Source organism: Aeromonas sp. s6 (assembly GCF_040907815.1).
GTDB lineage: Bacteria > Pseudomonadota > Gammaproteobacteria > Enterobacterales > Aeromonadaceae > Aeromonas > Aeromonas caviae.
In genome coordinates, this window is sequence record NZ_JBFOCN010000027.1 from 99,786 (window position 1) to 116,541 (window position 16,756).

The following is a 16,756-nucleotide window of genomic DNA, read 5'->3' on the forward strand; positions in this document are numbered from 1 at the left end:
GGTTACTCCTGCCAGCCTGCCTGGTTGGGGAAGGCATCGCGATCGGCCTGGCTGGCGCTTTCGTTGCATTCCCCGCGGATCTTCCAGGAGGTCTGGCTGAGGACGATATAGCCGCTTCGGCAATACTTGCGCGTGGCCAGCATCTGGGTGAGCTGCTCGTCCTGCAGGGCTTCCCGGCGTTCCAGCAGGCTCTTGTCGCGGCGGCTCAGCCGGTTGTCATCTCCCTCCTGCAACCGGGTTGGCAGGACGTCGAGAGGGGCGGCCTCAAAGGTGAAGCGCTTGCTCCCGTCGTCGCTGATATGGGTGTGGAACAGGGGGGCCGGGCCATCGGGTGCTGCCCCCGGCAATCCGGAGCAGGCGGTGAGCGCCGGTAACAGCAGTGTGAGGGCAACGGCAGAGAGTAGGCGCACACAAGACTCCAATCGGGTGTTCACATCAGGACGGGCAGCTTAACACGCCCGCTCGGGTTAAATGGTGGCCAGCAGCTCATCCGTCGTGAGCAGGGTCACGCTTCTGCCTTGAGGCAGGCTCAGATGCCGCCACATGAAGTGGTGGTGCTGGATGATCTGCTCCGCACTCAGGTGCGGCCTGTCCGCCGTGGTATGGGCGTCGGTCACCGCAAAGGCGTCAAAGCCCCTGGCGGCGGCGCTGCGCAACGTGGTATCGACGCAAAAGTCGGTGGCACAGCCGCAGATGAGCAGTCTGTCTACCGACTGCTCTGCCAGCAGGAAGCCGAGCTCGGTGTCGAGGAAGCTGTCACAGGCGGTCTTGCGCACCCGGCTGTCGTTGGGAGACGGGGCCAGATCGGCGTGCAGTTGCCAGCCCGCACTGCCAGGTTCCAGCTCGGAACCCGGTTCGTCGTGTTGCACATAGATGACCCGTCCGTGTTGGCCCCGCACGCGATCGGCCAGACGATTGATGTTGGCGATGACCTGGGCATCCTGATGGCGGGGGTTATCGAACAACCCCTGTTGCATGTCGATGACGAGTAACACATCCATATGAAATCCTTGGGCTATTTTGAGGGTTGCAACCATTGGCTGCAGTCACGGCTTCGGGATTGATGCAGTGCGCCCATATCTTGCTTCATTTCCTTTGCATTTAGCCAGCGTTCCGGCAGGGGAGCGATGTGGACCCTGACATCGGCGTCTCTCCCGGGGGCTGTCTCGTCACCGGTTTGCGGCACGATGAGTGCCACCTTGAGTGCCGGATTGCGGCTGGCGATGCGACTGGCGATCCCGAGCCCCCCCTCCACGTGGAAGTTGCCTGCGATATGCATGATGCGCCTGCCGGGATGCTTGCCCAGATAATCCACCATGCTTTCGGCCATGGTGTCGTCCCAGCTGGTCTGGGCGGCGAAGCGACGGGCGTTGCCGTCCGCATCCCCATGGTGCATGGAGGCCATGAACTTCTGGCGGTAGCCGTCATCCCCCAGAGTCAGCTCGCGGGCAAGCTGGCTGCGGCGATTGGCCGGCAGTTTGTCGAGCCAGGCCGGTCCCTCCTGACCGACGCAGCTCACCAGAGGTTTGGGGGCATTGGCGGCAATCACTGGCAGGTGCTGCGCCTTGGCGAACTCCACCAGAGGGCGGTAATCACTCTGGTAGTTGGGCCAGGCATGGCCATCTCGAATGAGGGCCGATTCGCCGATGCGTCCGGCCAGGTAGGCATCCAGCACCGGCTGTTCGGCGCGGCTGAACTGCTCCATGGAGAGCACCAGGGCCCGGCCATCGGCTTGCGATATCTCGTCAAGCCCCGCCAGCAGACGTGCCTGCAACAGATGGATGGCTGGGTGAGTGTGAAGCTCCCCCACCAGCACGATGTCGGCATCCGCCACCCGCGCCACCGCCTGCTCGAAGGTCAGCGCCTGCCCCTGGGCCGTATCGAGCCGTGCGTGATAGAGGGTCTCGGGTGGGATGTTCTGCGGCGTGGTGGTGCAGGCGGCCAGCAGCAGGGGCAGGGCGAGCAGGGGGAGTCGTCGGATCATGGTTACTCACTCAAGAAACAGGGGATGGGAAAAGGCTGCACCATGGGATGGCGGCATGGCGAGCGAAAAAGTGGCGCCAGTGTAAGGGGGAATGACGATAAAATGAAATGAGAATGATTCACTTTATTATTGATCTTTGTATCTGGCGGGGTAATATGCCTTCCGCTTGATAATAATTCTCAATAAGGACTTTGCAGTGGCGCACAACAACACCCCCTCCCTGATAGCCCTCGCCGTGGCGGCCGGGCTGATCTCCCCCGCTTTCGCCGCAGACAAGAAAGCCGATGAAGTCATGGTCGTCAGCGGCTCCCGGATGGAACAGAAGCTGGAAGATGTTTCCGGTCCCATCGCCGTCATTACCTCGGAGCAGATTGAAGAGCAGGTCGTCAGCAACGTCGCCGATCTGTTCCGCTATGAGCCCGGGGTGAGCGTGCAGGGAGGAGCAGGAGATGCCCAAACCTTCACCATTCGCGGCATGAGCGAAAACCGGGTCAAGGTGGTGCAGGACGGTGTGCGCCAGAACGATGCCTACAAGAATGGCGGCGTGGGTCAGACCTACTTCGACACCGACATGATCAAGCAGGTGGAAGTGGCCAAAGGGCCGGCCTCGGCCGCTTACGGTTCCGATGCTCTGGGAGGCGTCATTGCCATCACCACCAAGGATGCAGGCGACTTCCTCAAGGGCCGCGACAGCTATCTGGATGCGACCACGGGTTATGCCTCCAGCAGCCACCAGAGAATGGCCGGCATCACGGGGGCGCTGCGCACCGGGGAAGTCGAGAACCTGCTGCGCTACACCTGGCGCGATGGCGGTGTCACCCAGAATTATGACGGCGACAAGAACGAGTTCGACATCGTCAGCCAGGCCGTGCTGTTCAAGAGCAAGTGGAATCTCTCCGATGATCAGTTCCTGAAACTGACGGTGGATTACTTCACCGAGGGGCAGGATCCGGATGCCATCGATCTGACCAAGGCGGGCTCCGTCTTCAACCAGCCCATTACCGACAAGGAGACCGACAACCTCTCCCTGGTACTGGATCATGGCCTCGCCCTGAACGCCCCCTGGGCGGATCGCGTGGACAGCAAGATCTACTACAGCCGCGCCAAGCAGACCCTGGATCAGTACGCTTCGTCCAAGTATCCGGTCATGCCGGGCAACCCCTATGTGACCAAGAACTCCCTGGATCACAACGGTTTCGAGCAGGAGAGCCTGGGCGCCCAGGTGAAGTTCAACAAGGCGCTCGCCAGCCAGCGTCTGGCCTGGGGCCTGGAATACGAGCATACCGACAACGAGCGCACCCGCTTCAAGGGGCCGACCGTTCCGGGTGACTTCGTTGGCTACAACGAGCTGAGCTTCCCCTCCACCACCAGCGAGCGCAGTGCGCTCTGGGCCTTTGACGAGATCAAGTTCGGCGAGCGTTGGGTGCTGACCCCGGGCGTGCGTTACGACTACTACAAGATGACCCCGGACGAGGATCCCGCCTACACCGGCGAGAACATGAAGAAGATCTCCGAAGGGGAGTTCTCTCCCAAGCTGGGGCTGGTGTTCAAGGCGCACGAGGCGGCGAACCTGTTCGCCCAGTACAGCCACGGCTTCAAGGCGCCCATGTATGACAACGCCTTCTCCACCCTGAACCACCAGGCGTATGGCTATCGCATCGAGCCCAACCCGAACCTCAAGCCAGAGAGCAGCGACGGCATCGATCTGGGGGTGCGCGGCAGCCGTGGCGGGTTCAGCTATGAAGTGGCCACCTTCTACAACAAGTTCGACGACTTCATCGAGCTGACGGCCGTGGGCACCGAAGGCCGTACCGCCCTCTATCAGTACCAGAACCTGGACAAGGCGACCACCAAGGGGGCCGAGGCCAAGGCGGACTACTGGTTGAACGAGCTGGTCAACGTCTGGGGCAACCTGGCCTACATCGAGGGCAAGGATGGCGAGGGCAACTACATCAACAGCCTGAGCCCCCTGAACGGCAGCGTCGGGGTGCGTCTGGAGCAGCCGAACTGGAACATCAACACCGCATTGCGCTTTGCCGACGACATGGACAAGGTGGGCAAGGATGCGCGAGGCAACGACAACATCAAGAGCGCAGGCTGGGGCGTGGTGGATCTCTATGCCCAGTTCAAGCCGGTGCAGGACCTGCAGCTCAACGTGGGGGTATTCAACCTGTTTGACAAGGAGTACGTGAGCTACGAGAGCATCACCGGCCTTGCCGCCACCGCGGATACCAGCAAGCAGACCGAGCCTGGCCGCAACCTCAGTGCACGGGTCAAGTACGTGTTCTGATGGTCGTCGACCAGCATGAAGGAAAAGGGGCCCTCGGGCCCCTTTTGACATGAAGGTCGGCGTCTGCAAAAAAGAAACCCGCCAGGGGCGGGTGGAAGGATTGCAACACTCATCAGGAAGCGGTGTTACCCAATAGACAGGGGGATGTGACAAAGGTTCAACTTTATTGATATTTATGGTTTTTATCTGTCATGCCGCCTGGGGATCCCCGTCCCGAAATCGGTTATCATTTGTGCCCCTTGTCATGCAGCCCGAGCCTCTATGCCCGCGTTCTCCTGGTTAGCCCTGTTTTTTGGCGCCTTCTACTTCGTTTATGGCGCCTACCTGCCGTTCTGGTCGCTCTGGCTGGAAGGCATCGGGGTGAGTACTGAACAGATAGGGTTGTTGCTGGGGGTAGGCATGGCCATCCGCTTTGCCGGCAACCTGATGGTGATGGGGCGAGTCAAGGGGGCCGGCCAGTTGCTGCCCGTCACCCGGCTGCTCTGTCTGCTGAGTCTGCTGGCCTTCCTCGGTTTCTATCTGGGCCACAGCCTCTGGTGGCTGGTGGTGCTGACCCTGGCGGCCAACTTCATCTACCCGACCCTGATGCCCATGGGAGAGGCGCTTGCCACCCGCATGGTGGTGCAGACCCACCTCGACTACGGCAAGGTGCGGCTGTGCGGATCCTTCGCCTTTATCGTTGCCTCCACCCTGGTGGGGGCCCTGGTGGGCAACTTTGGCAGCGACTGGGTGCTGCACACCATGGTGGCCGGGCTGCTGATCATGCTGGGGCTCAGCCTGCTGCCGCTGCACCCGGCCCCCCGGGAGCTGCAAGGGGAGCGGGCCAAGGCCTCGCTGCTCGTCACGCTCAGGTCGGCCCCGGTGCGCCGCTTCCTGCTCATCACCGCCCTGCTGCAGGGGAGCCACGCGGCCTACTACGGTTTCAGCGCTATCTACTGGAAGAGCGCCGGCTACAGCGGCACCCTGATCGGGTATCTCTGGGCTCTGGGAGTGGTGGCGGAGATCGCCATGTTCGCCGCGGACAAGCGCTTCCTCCAGCGCTTCGGCGCCCAGACCCTGTTTCTGGTGGGGGCCCTTGGCTGCGTGGTGCGCTGGGTGCTGCTCGGCAGTTCTACCGACCTGGCGGTGCTGGTGCTCGGCCAGCTGCTGCACGGGGTCACCTTCTGCGTCAGTCACCTCGGCGCCATCCGCTTCATGACCCGCCAGTTGCCCGCGGAGCAGCAGATCCCCACCCAGGCGCTCTATGCGGCCCTGGGCCTTGGCATGACGGTGGCGGCCCTGATGGCGATCTGCGGCGTGCTGTTCGAGCCGCTGGGGGGCGGCATCTTCTTTATCATGGTGCTGGTAGTGCTGCCGGTCTTCGTGTTGCGGCTGCGTGAAGAGAGCCCTGAACAGGGCCGATGACACAGGTCTGCCGGTCTCTGGCGCGGCAGGCCTCCGACTTATCTGGAAAAGGGAAGTAGAGAGATGCACCATGGATGGCTGCTGATCGGGTTGTCGCTCGCCTATCTGGGCTTGCTGTTCCTCATCGCCTATGTGGCGGACAAGAACAAGCGCCGTCGCCCCAAGGGGCAGCCTCTGCTCTACAGCCTGTCGCTGGCAGTCTATTGCACCTCCTGGACCTTCTTCGGCACCGTGGGCCAGGCCAGCGAATCCCCCTGGTCGCCAGTGCCCATCTACCTGGGCCCCATGCTGGTGTTCCTGTTTGGCTGGCGCTTGCTGGCCCGCCTCATCCTGGTGGCCAAGCGTGAGCACATCACCTCCATCGCCGATTTCATCGCCGCCCGTTATGGCAAGTCCCAGCGCCTGGCCATGGTGATCAGCCTCATCGCCGTCATGGGGATACTTCCCTATCTGGTGCTGCAGCTCAAGGCGATCGTCACCGGGCTCGATCTGCTGATGGCCAACAGCACGGGGGTCAGCCCCACCAGCAACATGGCGGAGCTGGCGCTGGGGGTCACCCTGCTGCTGGCCCTGTTCAGCATTCTGTTCGGCACCCGCAACCTGGATGCCACCGAGCACCACAGGGGCATGGTGGTGGCCATCGCCTTCGAGTCCGTGGTCAAGCTGCTCGCCTTCATGGCGGTGGGGGGCTTTGCGCTCTGGCTCATCATCGCCAGACCGAGCGAGGCGCGTACCCTGGTGGCGGGCGACTTCCTCGATGCGGTGGTGGCGGTGACGCCGGGCGGCCTGCTGGAGCTCGCCATCTACACCCTGATCGCCATGTGCGCCGTCATCTGCCTGCCGCGCCAGTTTCACGTGACCGTGGTGGAGAACAACCAGGGGCAGGATCTGCACTGGGCCCGCTGGATCTTCCCCCTCTATCTCTTCCTGATGGGGCTCTTCATCTGGCCGCTGGCGCTGGCAGGCAAGCAGTGGGTCGGGGCAGACATGGCCTCGGACACCTATGTGATCAGCCTCCCCATGTCCCTCGGGTTCGACGGCATGGCGATGCTGGCATTTCTCGGCGGCACCTCGGCGGCCACCGGCATGGTGATCGTCTGCACCATCGCCCTGGCCATCATGGTGAGCAACGATCTGGTGTTGCCGGTCCTGCTGCGCCGGGTCTGGCAACAGGGGCGGGACGAGCGCCTGATGCGGTTGCTGCTGCAGGTGCGTCGGGGCGCCATCTTGCTGATTTTGCTGGCGGCCTGGGCGCTCTATCTCTGGCTCGGGGATCTCACCAGTCTGTCGCGCATCGGTTATCTTTCGTTCGGGGCCGTGGCCCAGTTCGCGCCAGCCCTGCTGCTCGGCCTGTACTGGCGTCATGGCAATCGCAAGGGCGTCTATCTCGGGCTCGCCCTCGGGGTCAGCCTCTGGTTCGTGACCCTGCTGGCGGAGAGCGGACTGCTGGCTGGCTCCCCCCTCGAAGCCCTGCTGGCGCCCCCAGACTGGCCGGCGGTGCGGGATCTGAGCCTGGGGGCCTGGTGCCTCTTCCTGAGTCTTCTGCTCAACCTCGCCGGCTATGTGGCGGGCTCCCTGCTGTCACGGGCGGCGGTGAGCGAGCGGCTGCAGGCCGCCAACTTCGTCGGCAAGACGAGCCGGGATACCTCGGCGCTCTATCATGCGCGGGTCTCGGTGAAGGAGCTGGAGATGCTGGCGGCCCGCTTCGTCGGTTCCAGCCGCGTCAAACGGGCTTTCGGCCGCTTCGCCGGCGAGCGGGGAGGCACCTTGGCGCCCCAGATGCAGGCCTCCGCCGAGCTCATCGCCCACACGGAGCGACTGCTGGCGGGGGTATTCGGCACCTCGTCCGCCCGCCTGGTGCTGGCCTCTGCCCTGCAGGGACGCAACATGCAGCTCGAGGAGATCGCCACCATAGTGGACGAGGCCTCCGACATGTTCCGCTTCAACCGCGGCCTGTTGCAGGGGGCAATCGAACACATGGGGCAGGGGATCTCCGTGGTGGACAGGGAGCTCAGGCTGGTGGCCTGGAACCGACGCTACATCGAGCTGTTCTCCTATCCCCCCGGTCTCATTCAGGTGGGCCGTTCCATCGAGGAGATCATCCGCTACAACGCTGGACAGGGGTTGTGCGGCCAGGGAGACATCGAGGCCCAGGTGGCGCGGCGGGTTGCCTTCATGAAGCGTGGTAGCCCCCATGTCTCGGCGCGGGAGCGTCCCGATGGCCGGGTCATCGAGATGCAGGGCAACCCCATGCCTGCGGGGGGCTTTGTCATGACCTTCACCGATATCACCCCGTTCAGGGCGGCGGAGCGGGTGCTGCGGGAAGCGAACGAGCACCTGGAGGCGCGGGTGGCCGAGCGCACCCACGAGCTCTCCGAACTCAACCGCCAACTGCTGCTGGTAAACCAGCAGGTGGAGCGGGCCAACCAGTCCAAGAGCCGGTTCCTTGCGGCGGTGAGCCACGACCTGACCCAGCCGCTAAACGCGGCCAAGCTCTTCACCTCCTCCTTGCTGGAGATGCTGCCCCCGGAGGACGAACCGGCCCGCATCGCTCGCCACATCGACGACGCCCTGGGGGCGACCGAGGATCTCATCACGGATCTGCTGGACATCTCGCGCCTCGAGGCGGGCAAGTTCAAGGCGAAGAAGCTCGATTTCTCCCTGAGCGATGTGCTGGACAATCTCAAGGCGGAATTCGGCGTGCTGGCCCAGGCCGGTGGGATCCAGTTCTCCGTGGTGGAGAGCCGCCTTGCGGTCTACAGCGATGTGCGCTTGCTGCGGCGGGTGTTGCAGAACTTCCTCACCAACGCATTTCGCTACAACCCCGGCGGTCGGGTGCTGCTCGGCTGTCGCCGCATGGGGGAGAAGGTGCGCATCGAGGTGTGGGACAACGGCCCCGGCATCCCGGAGGGCAAGCAGGAGGCGATCTTCGACGAGTTTTCCCGCCTCGATCACTCCCGCACCGCCAGAGAGCAGGGGCTTGGCCTCGGGCTCGCCATCGCCCGCGGCATCTCGCTGGTGCTGGGTCATCAGCTCTCCCTGCGCAGCTGGCCCGGAGCGGGGTCCGTCTTTGCCATCACCCTGAACCTCGCGACCCGGCCCGTCATCCCCAGCCAGGTGACGACCCCGGCCCTGCGAGACAGTCAGCTGGAAGGGGTCAGGATCCTCTGCATCGACAACGAGGAGGATATCCTCATCGCCATGGCCTCGCTGCTGGGACGCTGGGGCTGCGAGGTGCGCTGTGCCCAGAGCCTGGAGCAGGCGGAAGAGATCATCGGCGGCGGCTTCCTGCCTGCGCTGGTGCTGTCGGATTATCACCTGGATGACGGCAAGACCGGGTTGCAGGCGCTGCACATGATCAGGCTGGCCCACGGCAACGGTATCGGCGGCATCATCATCAGTGCGGATCGCAAGAGCGAGTTGCAGGCACAGATCCGTGAGCACGGCTTCGGCTACGTGAGCAAACCGGTCAAACCTCTCAAGCTGCGCGCACTGATGAACAGCCTGCTGATGCCGGTTCAGTGACTGGTCTCACAGAATCGAGCATTGGCTGAACATTTTCTGGATGCCATCCAGGCGTTATGATCGCCGATGATGGCGCCATTTTCGTCGCCATTTTTCGTGATTGGTGATAATTGAGTCTTGCTGGGTGTCACTTTTGGCAGGTGGCACCCGGGCGACTCTCCCCTATAGTCATTCGGCGATTATTTTTGTCGCAAATCAAGTTGTGCAAAAAGGCAAACCGGATGAAAGTCCGGGACGCAAAGCTTCCGGTCTAAGGGTCTGCGTACCTAGGATAGCGGGGCCACCACAGGTTGTATCGTCCATGGGCCAAGCCATGGTTGCGATGTTGTCTGCGTTACCTGGCAGGTTGCGTTGCCTTTTTCGTTGTTAATTCCAATAACGAAATAAGGAAGTTCAAATATGTTAAGTCCAAGACTTTCCCTGCTGGCGCTTCTGGTCGGGGGGCTTTGCACTACCTCCGCCTTCGCCGCTGCCCCGGGCAAACCCACCATTGGCTCCGGCCCCACCAAGTTTGCCATCGTTGAAGTCAATCAGGCTGCTTCGGCCTACAACCAGCTGGTGACCGTCCACAAGGATGGCGCTCCCGTCAGCGTGACCTGGAACCTCTGGTCCGGTGACGTCGGACAGACCGCCAAGGTACTGCTCGACGGCAAGGAGGTGTGGTCAGGCCCGGCCTCCGCCGCGGGTACCGCCAACTTCAAGGTCACCAAGGGGGGGCGTTACCAGATGCAGGTGGCCCTGTGCAACGCCGATGGCTGCACCCTCTCCGACAAGAAGGAGCTGATGGTCGCCGATACCGACGGCAGCCACCTGGCGCCGCTCAATGCGCCCCTCAAGGAGAACAACAAGCCCTACGCCAACAAGTCCGGCAAGGTGGTGGGGGCCTACTACGTGGAGTGGGGGGTCTATGGTCGCAAGTTCACCGTGGACAAGATCCCGGCCCAGAACCTGACCCATATCCTCTACGGCTTCACCCCCATCTGCGGTGGCAACGGCATCAACGACAGCCTCAAAGAGATCTCCGGCAGCTTCGAGGCGTTGCAGCGCTCCTGTGCGGGCCGCGAAGACTTCAAGGTCTCCATCCATGATCCCTGGGCGGCGATCCAGATGTCCCAAGGCAACCTCAGCGCCTGGGATGAGCCCTACAAGGGCAACTTCGGCAACCTGATGGCTCTCAAACAGGCCCACCCGGACCTTAAGATCCTGCCGTCTGTCGGCGGATGGACCCTCTCCGATCCCTTCTATTTCCTGGGTGACAAGACCAAGCGCGATACCTTCGTCGCCTCGGTCAAAGAGTTCCTGCAGACCTGGAAATTCTTCGACGGCGTGGACATCGACTGGGAGTTCCCGGGCGGACAGGGGGCCAACCCCAGCCTGGGCGGCCCGAATGACGGTGCCACCTATGTGGTGCTGATGAAGGAGTTGCGAGCCATGCTCGATGAACTGGAAGCCGAGACCGGCCGCCAGTATGAGCTGACCTCGGCCATCAGCGCCGGCGGTGACAAGATTGCCAAGGTGGATTATCAGGCGGCCCAGCAGTACATGGACCACATCTTCCTGATGAGCTACGACTTCAGCGGCGCCTTCGACCTGACGAATCTGGCCCACCAGACCAACCTCTTTGCCTCCAGCTGGGATCCGGCCACCAAGTACACCACCGACAAGGGCGTCAAGGCGCTGCTGGGTCAGGGGGTGACACCGGGCAAGATTGTGGTGGGGGCGGCCATGTATGGCCGTGGCTGGACCGGAGTGAAGAACTACCAGGCCGGCAACCCCTTCACCGGCACCGCTACCGGACCGGTGAGCGGTACCTGGGAAAATGGCGTAGTGGATTACCGCGACATCGTCAACAACCGCATGGGCGCAGGCTGGGAGCAGGGCTATGACGAGTCGGCCGAGGCCCCCTATGTCTTCAAGGCCAGCAGTGGCGACCTCATTACCTTCGACAACGACCGCTCGGTCAAGGCCAAGGGGCAGTACGTGCTGGCGAACCAGCTCGGCGGTCTGTTCGCCTGGGAAATTGATGCGGACAACGGCGACATCCTCAACGCCATGCACGAGGGGCTGGGCCACGGCGAGGGTACGCTGCCGCCGGTCAACAAGCCGCCGGTTGCCAATGCCGGCAGCGATCTGAGTGCCACCGGCCCGGCCGAGGTGACCCTCAACGGCAGTGCCTCCCACGATCCGGAAAACGGGGCGCTGACCTACAGCTGGAAACAGGTCTCCGGACCCCAGGCCAGCCTGCTGGATGCCACCCAGGCCAAGGCCCGTGTGGTACTGGATGCCGTCAGCAGCGACATCAATCTGGTGTTCGAGCTGACCGTGACCGACGATCAGGGGCTCTCGGCCAAGGATCAGGTGGTGGTCACCAACAAGGCGCCGCAGCCGAACCTGCCCCCCGTGGTCAGCGTACCGGCCAGTGCGACCGTCGAGGCCGGCAAGCAGGTGAGCATCAAGGCCACCGCTTCCGATCCCAATGGTGATGCCCTGAGCTATCAGTGGACAGTGCCGGCCGGGCTCAGCGCCACCGGTCTGGACAGCGCGACCCTGGTGGTAACGGGTTCGAACGTGACCAGTGATACGGCCTACGATCTGACCCTGGTGGTCACCGACGGGGCGCTGGATGCCACAGCCGTTACCCGCCTGACCGTCAAGCCGGCCAGTACAGGTGGTGGCTGCGAGGCCAGCGATCCGGATGCGGCCAACCATCCGGCCTGGAGTGCAGGTACCGTCTACAACACCAATGACAAGGTGAGCCACAAGCAACTGGTGTGGCAGGCCAAGTATTGGACCCAGGGCAACGAGCCGAGCCGCACCGCCGATCAGTGGAAACTGGTGAGCCAGGTGCAACTGGGTTGGGATGCCGGAGTGGTCTACAACGGCGGTGATGTCACCAGCCACAACGGCCGCAAGTGGAAGGCCCAGTACTGGACCAAGGGCGATGAGCCCGGCAAGGCCGCCGTCTGGGTCGATCAGGGCGCGGCGAGCTGCAACTGATCTGCCGTGATGAAAAATGGGGCCGAGGGCCCCATTTTTGTCTTGCTGCGTGGTCGGGTGTCTCTTCCCTGTCAGAGGAAAGGCGCACTCGCTTTGTCAAAAAGGCCCGTCAGGGCCTTTTTTCATGGTTTGTCACCGGTTCACAGCGGTTTTTGCCACAGGCTGAGCAGCAGATCCTGCTCGAGGGCGTCGGGCCCCTGGTGGGTGAAGGCGTGGCGCTGCTCGCCGCTGGCACGCCAGCCGAGGCGACTGGTCTCCAGAATGTGCTCGCGCAGGCCCTGATCCAGCGCCGTACTGAACTGGGCGCGTTGCTGAGCAACACTGACAAGCCCGGTGAGGGCGGGCCAGCTCAGGGGATGTTCCATGCTCACCGGATTGAGGCTGACGCGCAATTGCCACTGATGGCGAGGGCCTGGCTGCACGTGGAGCAGATAGCCGCCCGACGCCAGCCAGCTGACCAGGAGTTCCGTCTTGACCTTGAGGTCGTTGACCAGCAGCACCTGGGCCGTGCCAGGCAGTAGCGGGGCGCGCGCCGGGTCGGCGATGACGAACTGGCCTTCCGGTTGCGCCTTGTTGGCGGCGAAGATGGCATTCTTGGCCAGATCGAAACCGCCGACCTGCCAGCCGGGCAGCCGCTCAGCCAGGGCGCGGCAGTAGTACCCCTCGCCACAGCCGAGGTGGACAAGCTCGCGCTCGCCAAGAGGAGCGAGCAGGTTCGCCATGGCGTCTACCAGAGGCAGCTGGTGGCCTTGTTCCAGGAAGCGGCGCTTGGCGCGCAGCAGGGCCCGGCTGTCGCTGTCCTTGGGGTTCTTCTTGCCGGGGATGAGGTCCAGATAGCCTTCCGGTACGGGATCGAAGTGGTGCTTGTTGTCGCAATAGACCCCGCGGGAGGCGGCATGAAGGTGCAGGGGGCTGCGGCAAAGGGGGCATTGAAGGTGCATAGGAGTTCTCTTGGCGAAGGCCATGACGGCGGGGCGTTCGGGATTATAGGGGAGAGGATCGGAAAAGGCTGCCATGGGCAGCCTTTTTATCCAACGGCGCTGTGCGGGCGCCGTCGGCGGAACCCGGTCAGCGGGTACCAAACACCACTATGGTCTTGCCGTGGGCGGAGATGAGCTCCTGCTCTTCCAGCATCTTGAGGATGCGGCCGACGGTTTCACGGGAGCAGCCGACGATCTGGCCGATCTCCTGGCGGGTGATCTTGATCTGCATGCCATCCGGGTGGGTCATGGCATCCGGCTGTTTGGCCAGGTTGAGCAGGGTCTGGGCAATGCGGCCGGTCACGTCCAGGAAGGCGAGGTTGCCGACCTTCTGGCTGGTGTGCTGCAGGCGCTTGGCCATTTGACCGGAGAGGCGCATCAGGATGTCCGGGTTGACCTGGATCAGCTGGCGGAACTTCTTGTAGGAGATCTCGGCGACTTCACAGGCGCCTTTGGCACGTACCCAGGCGGAACGCTCCGGATTCTCGTTCTCTTCGAACATCCCCATCTCGCCCAGAAAATCCCCCTGATTCAGGTAGGAAAGGATCATCTCCTTGCCTTCGTCATCCTTGATCAGGACGGCGACGGTGCCCTTGACGATGTAGTAGAGGGTTTCCGCTTTTTCACCGGCGTGGATCAGGGTGCTCTTGGCGGGATACTTATGAATGTGGCAATGCGACAAGAACCACTCAAGGGTGGGATCGCTTTGCGGTTTGCCAATGATCATGAGACTTCCTCTGTAGTGTCATTTTTATGGACTGTGCGTCCAGGCAAGTTGCCAAGCTTGCCATTCCTTACTCTTTGGTCGCAGTAGAATAAGAGCCTTTGCCTGTGCTGACAAGGCTTTGGGGTTTTGCCGTCCACCGGTGAGCCGCCATCTGCTGCGTCGTCCGGGGCATTCTAGGCAAGAAGAGGAGGTCGGATGTTGATTTCGATCTATTTCCCTTTGGGTCGTCGTCCGTTTCGCAGGAGAGGCTGCTGTCGCCACAAACGGGGCTTTATCGTCGGGAACGGGCAAGATCATGGCGCATGTGCCACTCGACCCCGGCTTGAGGTATGCTATGGGCGTTAGAACTGTTGTCATTGAGAGGAAAGTGAGAGATGAAAGCCAAGGTCAGCTGGGTGGAAGGCATGAAGTTTGTGGGGGAGAGCGAGTCCGGTCATCAGGTGACCCTGGATGGCGCCAACCCGGGTGAAGGTGCCAGCCCGATGGAGATGATCCTGCTGGCTGTCGGCGGTTGCAGCTCCATCGATGTGGTCTCCATTCTGGAGAAGGCCCGTCAGTCCGTGACCGCCTGCCATGTCGAACTGGAAGGGACCCGCGCCGATACCGTTCCCCGGGTATTTGAGCAGATCCACCTCAAGTTCGTGGTGACCGGCAAGGGGCTGGCGGAGAAGCAGGTCGCCCGTGCGGTGGATCTGTCCATGGAAAAATATTGTTCAGTTTCCCTGATGTTGGAAAAAGCGGTAGAAATTACCCATAGTTATCAAATTCTTGAGGGTTGACCGCTAAAGTTTGTCCCGTCGATAACGCCATGACATAAGGAAAGTGCGATGAAAAAAATGATGATGTTGCTTCCCCTGTTCGGTCTGGCCGCCTGCAGCATGCCGCAGCCGACCCAGTATCAATACAGCCAGTATCAGTGCGGGGAAGAGTTGCTGGCCATCACCTATGATGCCCAGGCCGACATGGTGCAGTTCCCTTATGCCGGTGTCTATCACAAGCTGGGGCGCATCGAGTCGCCCAAAGAGACTGCCAGCTATTCCGACGGGGTGACTACCTTCTCCCGTCAGGACAAGCAGGCCACCCTGGTCAAGAGCGGTGTGACCCAGCTGACCTGCGAGTTGAAGTGACCCTGATGCCGTCACGGCGTGCATGGAAAACGGCCTGCGTGAAGCAGGCCGTTTTTGTTGAAAGAGACATCAGTCTGACGGTAGCGAGCCCAGCAACTGGGCGGCCAGTTGCTGGCTAAGCTGGCCACGGGCTTCCTCTGCGACAGGCACGTCGCTGGCGAGCTGGATGGCGCTGCTCCACACTGCTTTCTGGCTATGCCCGTCGAGCAGCACGACGGCCAGGGTCCCCTTGCGGGCATTGGCGGCGGCGTTCAGGCCCGGTGTCATGCCGAGGCGGGAGAAGATCTCGCCATCGCTCATGTCCTGGCTGCCAGCTACCCCGATGGCGACCCAGACGTCGGCCTCATCCAGGGGAACGCTGCGCCAGCCTTTGCCGTCCAGTTGCCGGATGACGGCCTGCTGTACCGGCTCGAGCCAGGGCGCGGCGCTGTTGCCCGCATACTGGAATTGTTCGGCCAGCGCATAGCGTGGTGTCGCCCCGTAGGTCCAATGCTCCGCCGGGCGAACCACCATGGTGCCCGTTTCGACCGTGGGGGCGGCGGGGCCGGAGCTGCAACCCCCCAGCAGGGTTGCCAGCGTGAATGAGAGAAGTGCAGCGCGCATCGTTAAGCTCCTTGGCTCAGGTGATCTTGCCCGTTTCGATCAGTTGCTGGATCAGGGGGCGCAGGATCAGTTCCATTGCGAAGCCCATCTTGCCACCCGGCACGACGATGGTGTTCATCCTGGACATGAAGGCGCCGTCTATCATCGACAGCAGGTAGGGGAAGTCCACCTGCTTGATGCCCCGAAACCTGATCACCAGCATACTCTCGTCCAGGCTGGGTATCACCTTGGCGCTGAAGGGGTTGGAAGTATCGACGGTCGGCACCCGCTGGAAGTTGATGTGGGTACGGGAGAACTGCGGCGTGATGAAGTTGATGTAGTCGTCCATGGAACGCACGATGGAGTCGGTCACCGCCTCGCGGGAGTGGCCGCGTTCCGAGGTGTCGCGAATGAGCTTCTGGATCCACTCCAGGTTGACGATGGGCACCACGCCGATGAGAAAGTCCACGTGCCGCGCCACGTTGTGCTCCCCCGTGACCACGCCGCCATGCAGTCCTTCGTAGAACAGCAGATCCGTCTCGCCGGGCAGATCCTGCCAGGGGGTGAAGGTGCCCGGCATCTGGTTGAAAGGCACTGCCTCGTCGAAGCTGTGCAGATAGCGCCGGTACTGGCCTGTGCCGCTCTGGCCATATTCCTGGAAAAAGGACTCCAGCAGACCGAAGTCGTTGGCCTCCGGGCCGAAGTAGCTGATATGCCGCCCCTGCTCCCGGGCCTTGCGGATAGCCACGTCCATCTCGGGCCTGGTGTAGCGGTGAAAACTGTCCCCCTCGACCACGGCCGCCTTGTATCCAAGCTGGTGGAACATGGAGCGGAAGGCGTTGGTGGAGGTGGAAGTACCGGCACCGGACGAACCGGTGACCGCGATGATGGGATGCTTGGCGGACATAGAATTCTCTCTTCCTTGGGAGTTCCGTTATAAGGGGTGGCCCAAAGTGCGGTCAAGTGCGCCGTCATCCTCCCGCTGCCCCCACGCTTCCCGGCAATAGCTGTGAACAAGGGCTGCCCTGTGCTCTGGGTACGTTGGAATAGGTGCTGCTGGGTGGCGAACTGGTCATGCGGCCTGATGATGTGAGCTGGATAGGTGGAGGGCGGGGTGAGCCGCCCGATAAGCCGTGACCG

The 16,756-nt window shown here is 62.5% G+C and carries 13 protein-coding genes and 1 riboswitch; of the genes, 6 read left to right on the forward strand and 7 right to left on the reverse strand.

The genetic code is table 11. From position 1 onward, the window contains the following. Nucleotides 1–2: 2 nt before the first annotated feature. Genes AB5Y50_RS03110 through AB5Y50_RS03120 form a run of 3 tightly spaced genes read right to left on the reverse strand, consistent with a single transcriptional unit; the run spans nucleotide 3 to nucleotide 1,984 of the window. Nucleotides 3–410 (reverse strand): hypothetical protein, encoded by a 408-nt coding sequence (locus AB5Y50_RS03110; protein WP_010673229.1) that lies wholly within the window; start codon nucleotides 408–410, stop codon nucleotides 3–5. A 57-nt stretch (nucleotides 411–467) separates the two neighbouring features. After that, on the reverse strand, nucleotides 468–1,001 hold the full coding sequence (locus tag AB5Y50_RS03115) for a cysteine hydrolase family protein (protein ID WP_049636178.1): 534 nt from the start codon (nucleotides 999–1,001) through the stop codon (nucleotides 468–470). A gap of 14 nt (nucleotides 1,002–1,015) precedes the next feature. Further along, nucleotides 1,016–1,984, reverse strand: coding sequence for a ChaN family lipoprotein (locus tag AB5Y50_RS03120; RefSeq protein WP_049636177.1), 969 nt, complete (start codon nucleotides 1,982–1,984; stop codon nucleotides 1,016–1,018). A gap of 196 nt (nucleotides 1,985–2,180) precedes the next feature. Between AB5Y50_RS03120 and AB5Y50_RS03125 the strand changes: the two genes are divergently transcribed. From AB5Y50_RS03125 to AB5Y50_RS03140, 4 genes are all read left to right on the forward strand, one after another. Then, complete coding sequence (locus AB5Y50_RS03125) at nucleotides 2,181–4,274, forward strand: TonB-dependent hemoglobin/transferrin/lactoferrin family receptor (RefSeq protein ID WP_042881282.1); 2,094 nt, start codon at nucleotides 2,181–2,183, stop codon at nucleotides 4,272–4,274. 261 nt (nucleotides 4,275–4,535) lie between these two features. Then, nucleotides 4,536–5,678 (forward strand): 3-phenylpropionate MFS transporter, encoded by a 1,143-nt coding sequence (locus tag AB5Y50_RS03130; protein ID WP_049636176.1) that lies wholly within the window; start codon nucleotides 4,536–4,538, stop codon nucleotides 5,676–5,678. 63 nt (nucleotides 5,679–5,741) lie between these two features. Continuing rightward, nucleotides 5,742–9,203 carry a NahK/ErcS family hybrid sensor histidine kinase/response regulator gene (locus AB5Y50_RS03135; RefSeq protein WP_368162406.1) on the forward strand — a complete coding sequence of 1,154 codons (3,462 nt, stop codon included), beginning with the start codon at nucleotides 5,742–5,744 and terminating at the stop codon, nucleotides 9,201–9,203. 201 nt (nucleotides 9,204–9,404) lie between these two features. Beyond that, nucleotides 9,405–9,491, forward strand: a riboswitch (cyclic di-GMP riboswitch). A 111-nt stretch (nucleotides 9,492–9,602) separates the two neighbouring features. After that, complete coding sequence (locus AB5Y50_RS03140; protein WP_368162407.1) at nucleotides 9,603–12,200, forward strand: glycosyl hydrolase family 18 protein; 2,598 nt, start codon at nucleotides 9,603–9,605, stop codon at nucleotides 12,198–12,200. Between the two features lie 140 nt (nucleotides 12,201–12,340). Here AB5Y50_RS03140 and AB5Y50_RS03145 read toward each other — a convergent pair whose 3' ends face one another. Next, the gene (locus AB5Y50_RS03145) at nucleotides 12,341–13,141 is read right to left on the reverse strand and encodes a putative RNA methyltransferase (protein WP_043152618.1); all 801 of its coding nucleotides are present in this window, start codon (nucleotides 13,139–13,141) and stop codon (nucleotides 12,341–12,343) included. A gap of 127 nt (nucleotides 13,142–13,268) precedes the next feature. Beyond that, nucleotides 13,269–13,907, reverse strand: a complete 639-nt coding sequence (crp, locus tag AB5Y50_RS03150) for a cAMP-activated global transcriptional regulator CRP (protein WP_010673237.1) — start codon at nucleotides 13,905–13,907, stop codon at nucleotides 13,269–13,271. Between the two features lie 374 nt (nucleotides 13,908–14,281). Between crp and AB5Y50_RS03155 the strand changes: the two genes are divergently transcribed. Both AB5Y50_RS03155 and AB5Y50_RS03160 read left to right on the forward strand, forming a co-directional pair. Then, on the forward strand, nucleotides 14,282–14,686 hold the full coding sequence (locus AB5Y50_RS03155) for an OsmC family protein (protein ID WP_010673238.1): 405 nt from the start codon (nucleotides 14,282–14,284) through the stop codon (nucleotides 14,684–14,686). A 48-nt stretch (nucleotides 14,687–14,734) separates the two neighbouring features. After that, nucleotides 14,735–15,034, forward strand: a complete 300-nt coding sequence (locus AB5Y50_RS03160) for a hypothetical protein (protein WP_010673239.1) — start codon at nucleotides 14,735–14,737, stop codon at nucleotides 15,032–15,034. A gap of 69 nt (nucleotides 15,035–15,103) precedes the next feature. Here AB5Y50_RS03160 and AB5Y50_RS03165 read toward each other — a convergent pair whose 3' ends face one another. Beyond that, complete coding sequence (locus AB5Y50_RS03165) at nucleotides 15,104–15,637, reverse strand: lipoprotein (RefSeq protein ID WP_043152620.1); 534 nt, start codon at nucleotides 15,635–15,637, stop codon at nucleotides 15,104–15,106. 16 nt (nucleotides 15,638–15,653) lie between these two features. Further along, on the reverse strand, nucleotides 15,654–16,523 hold the full coding sequence (locus tag AB5Y50_RS03170; protein ID WP_010673241.1) for a phosphoribulokinase: 870 nt from the start codon (nucleotides 16,521–16,523) through the stop codon (nucleotides 15,654–15,656). Between the last annotated feature and the right edge of the window lie 233 nt (nucleotides 16,524–16,756).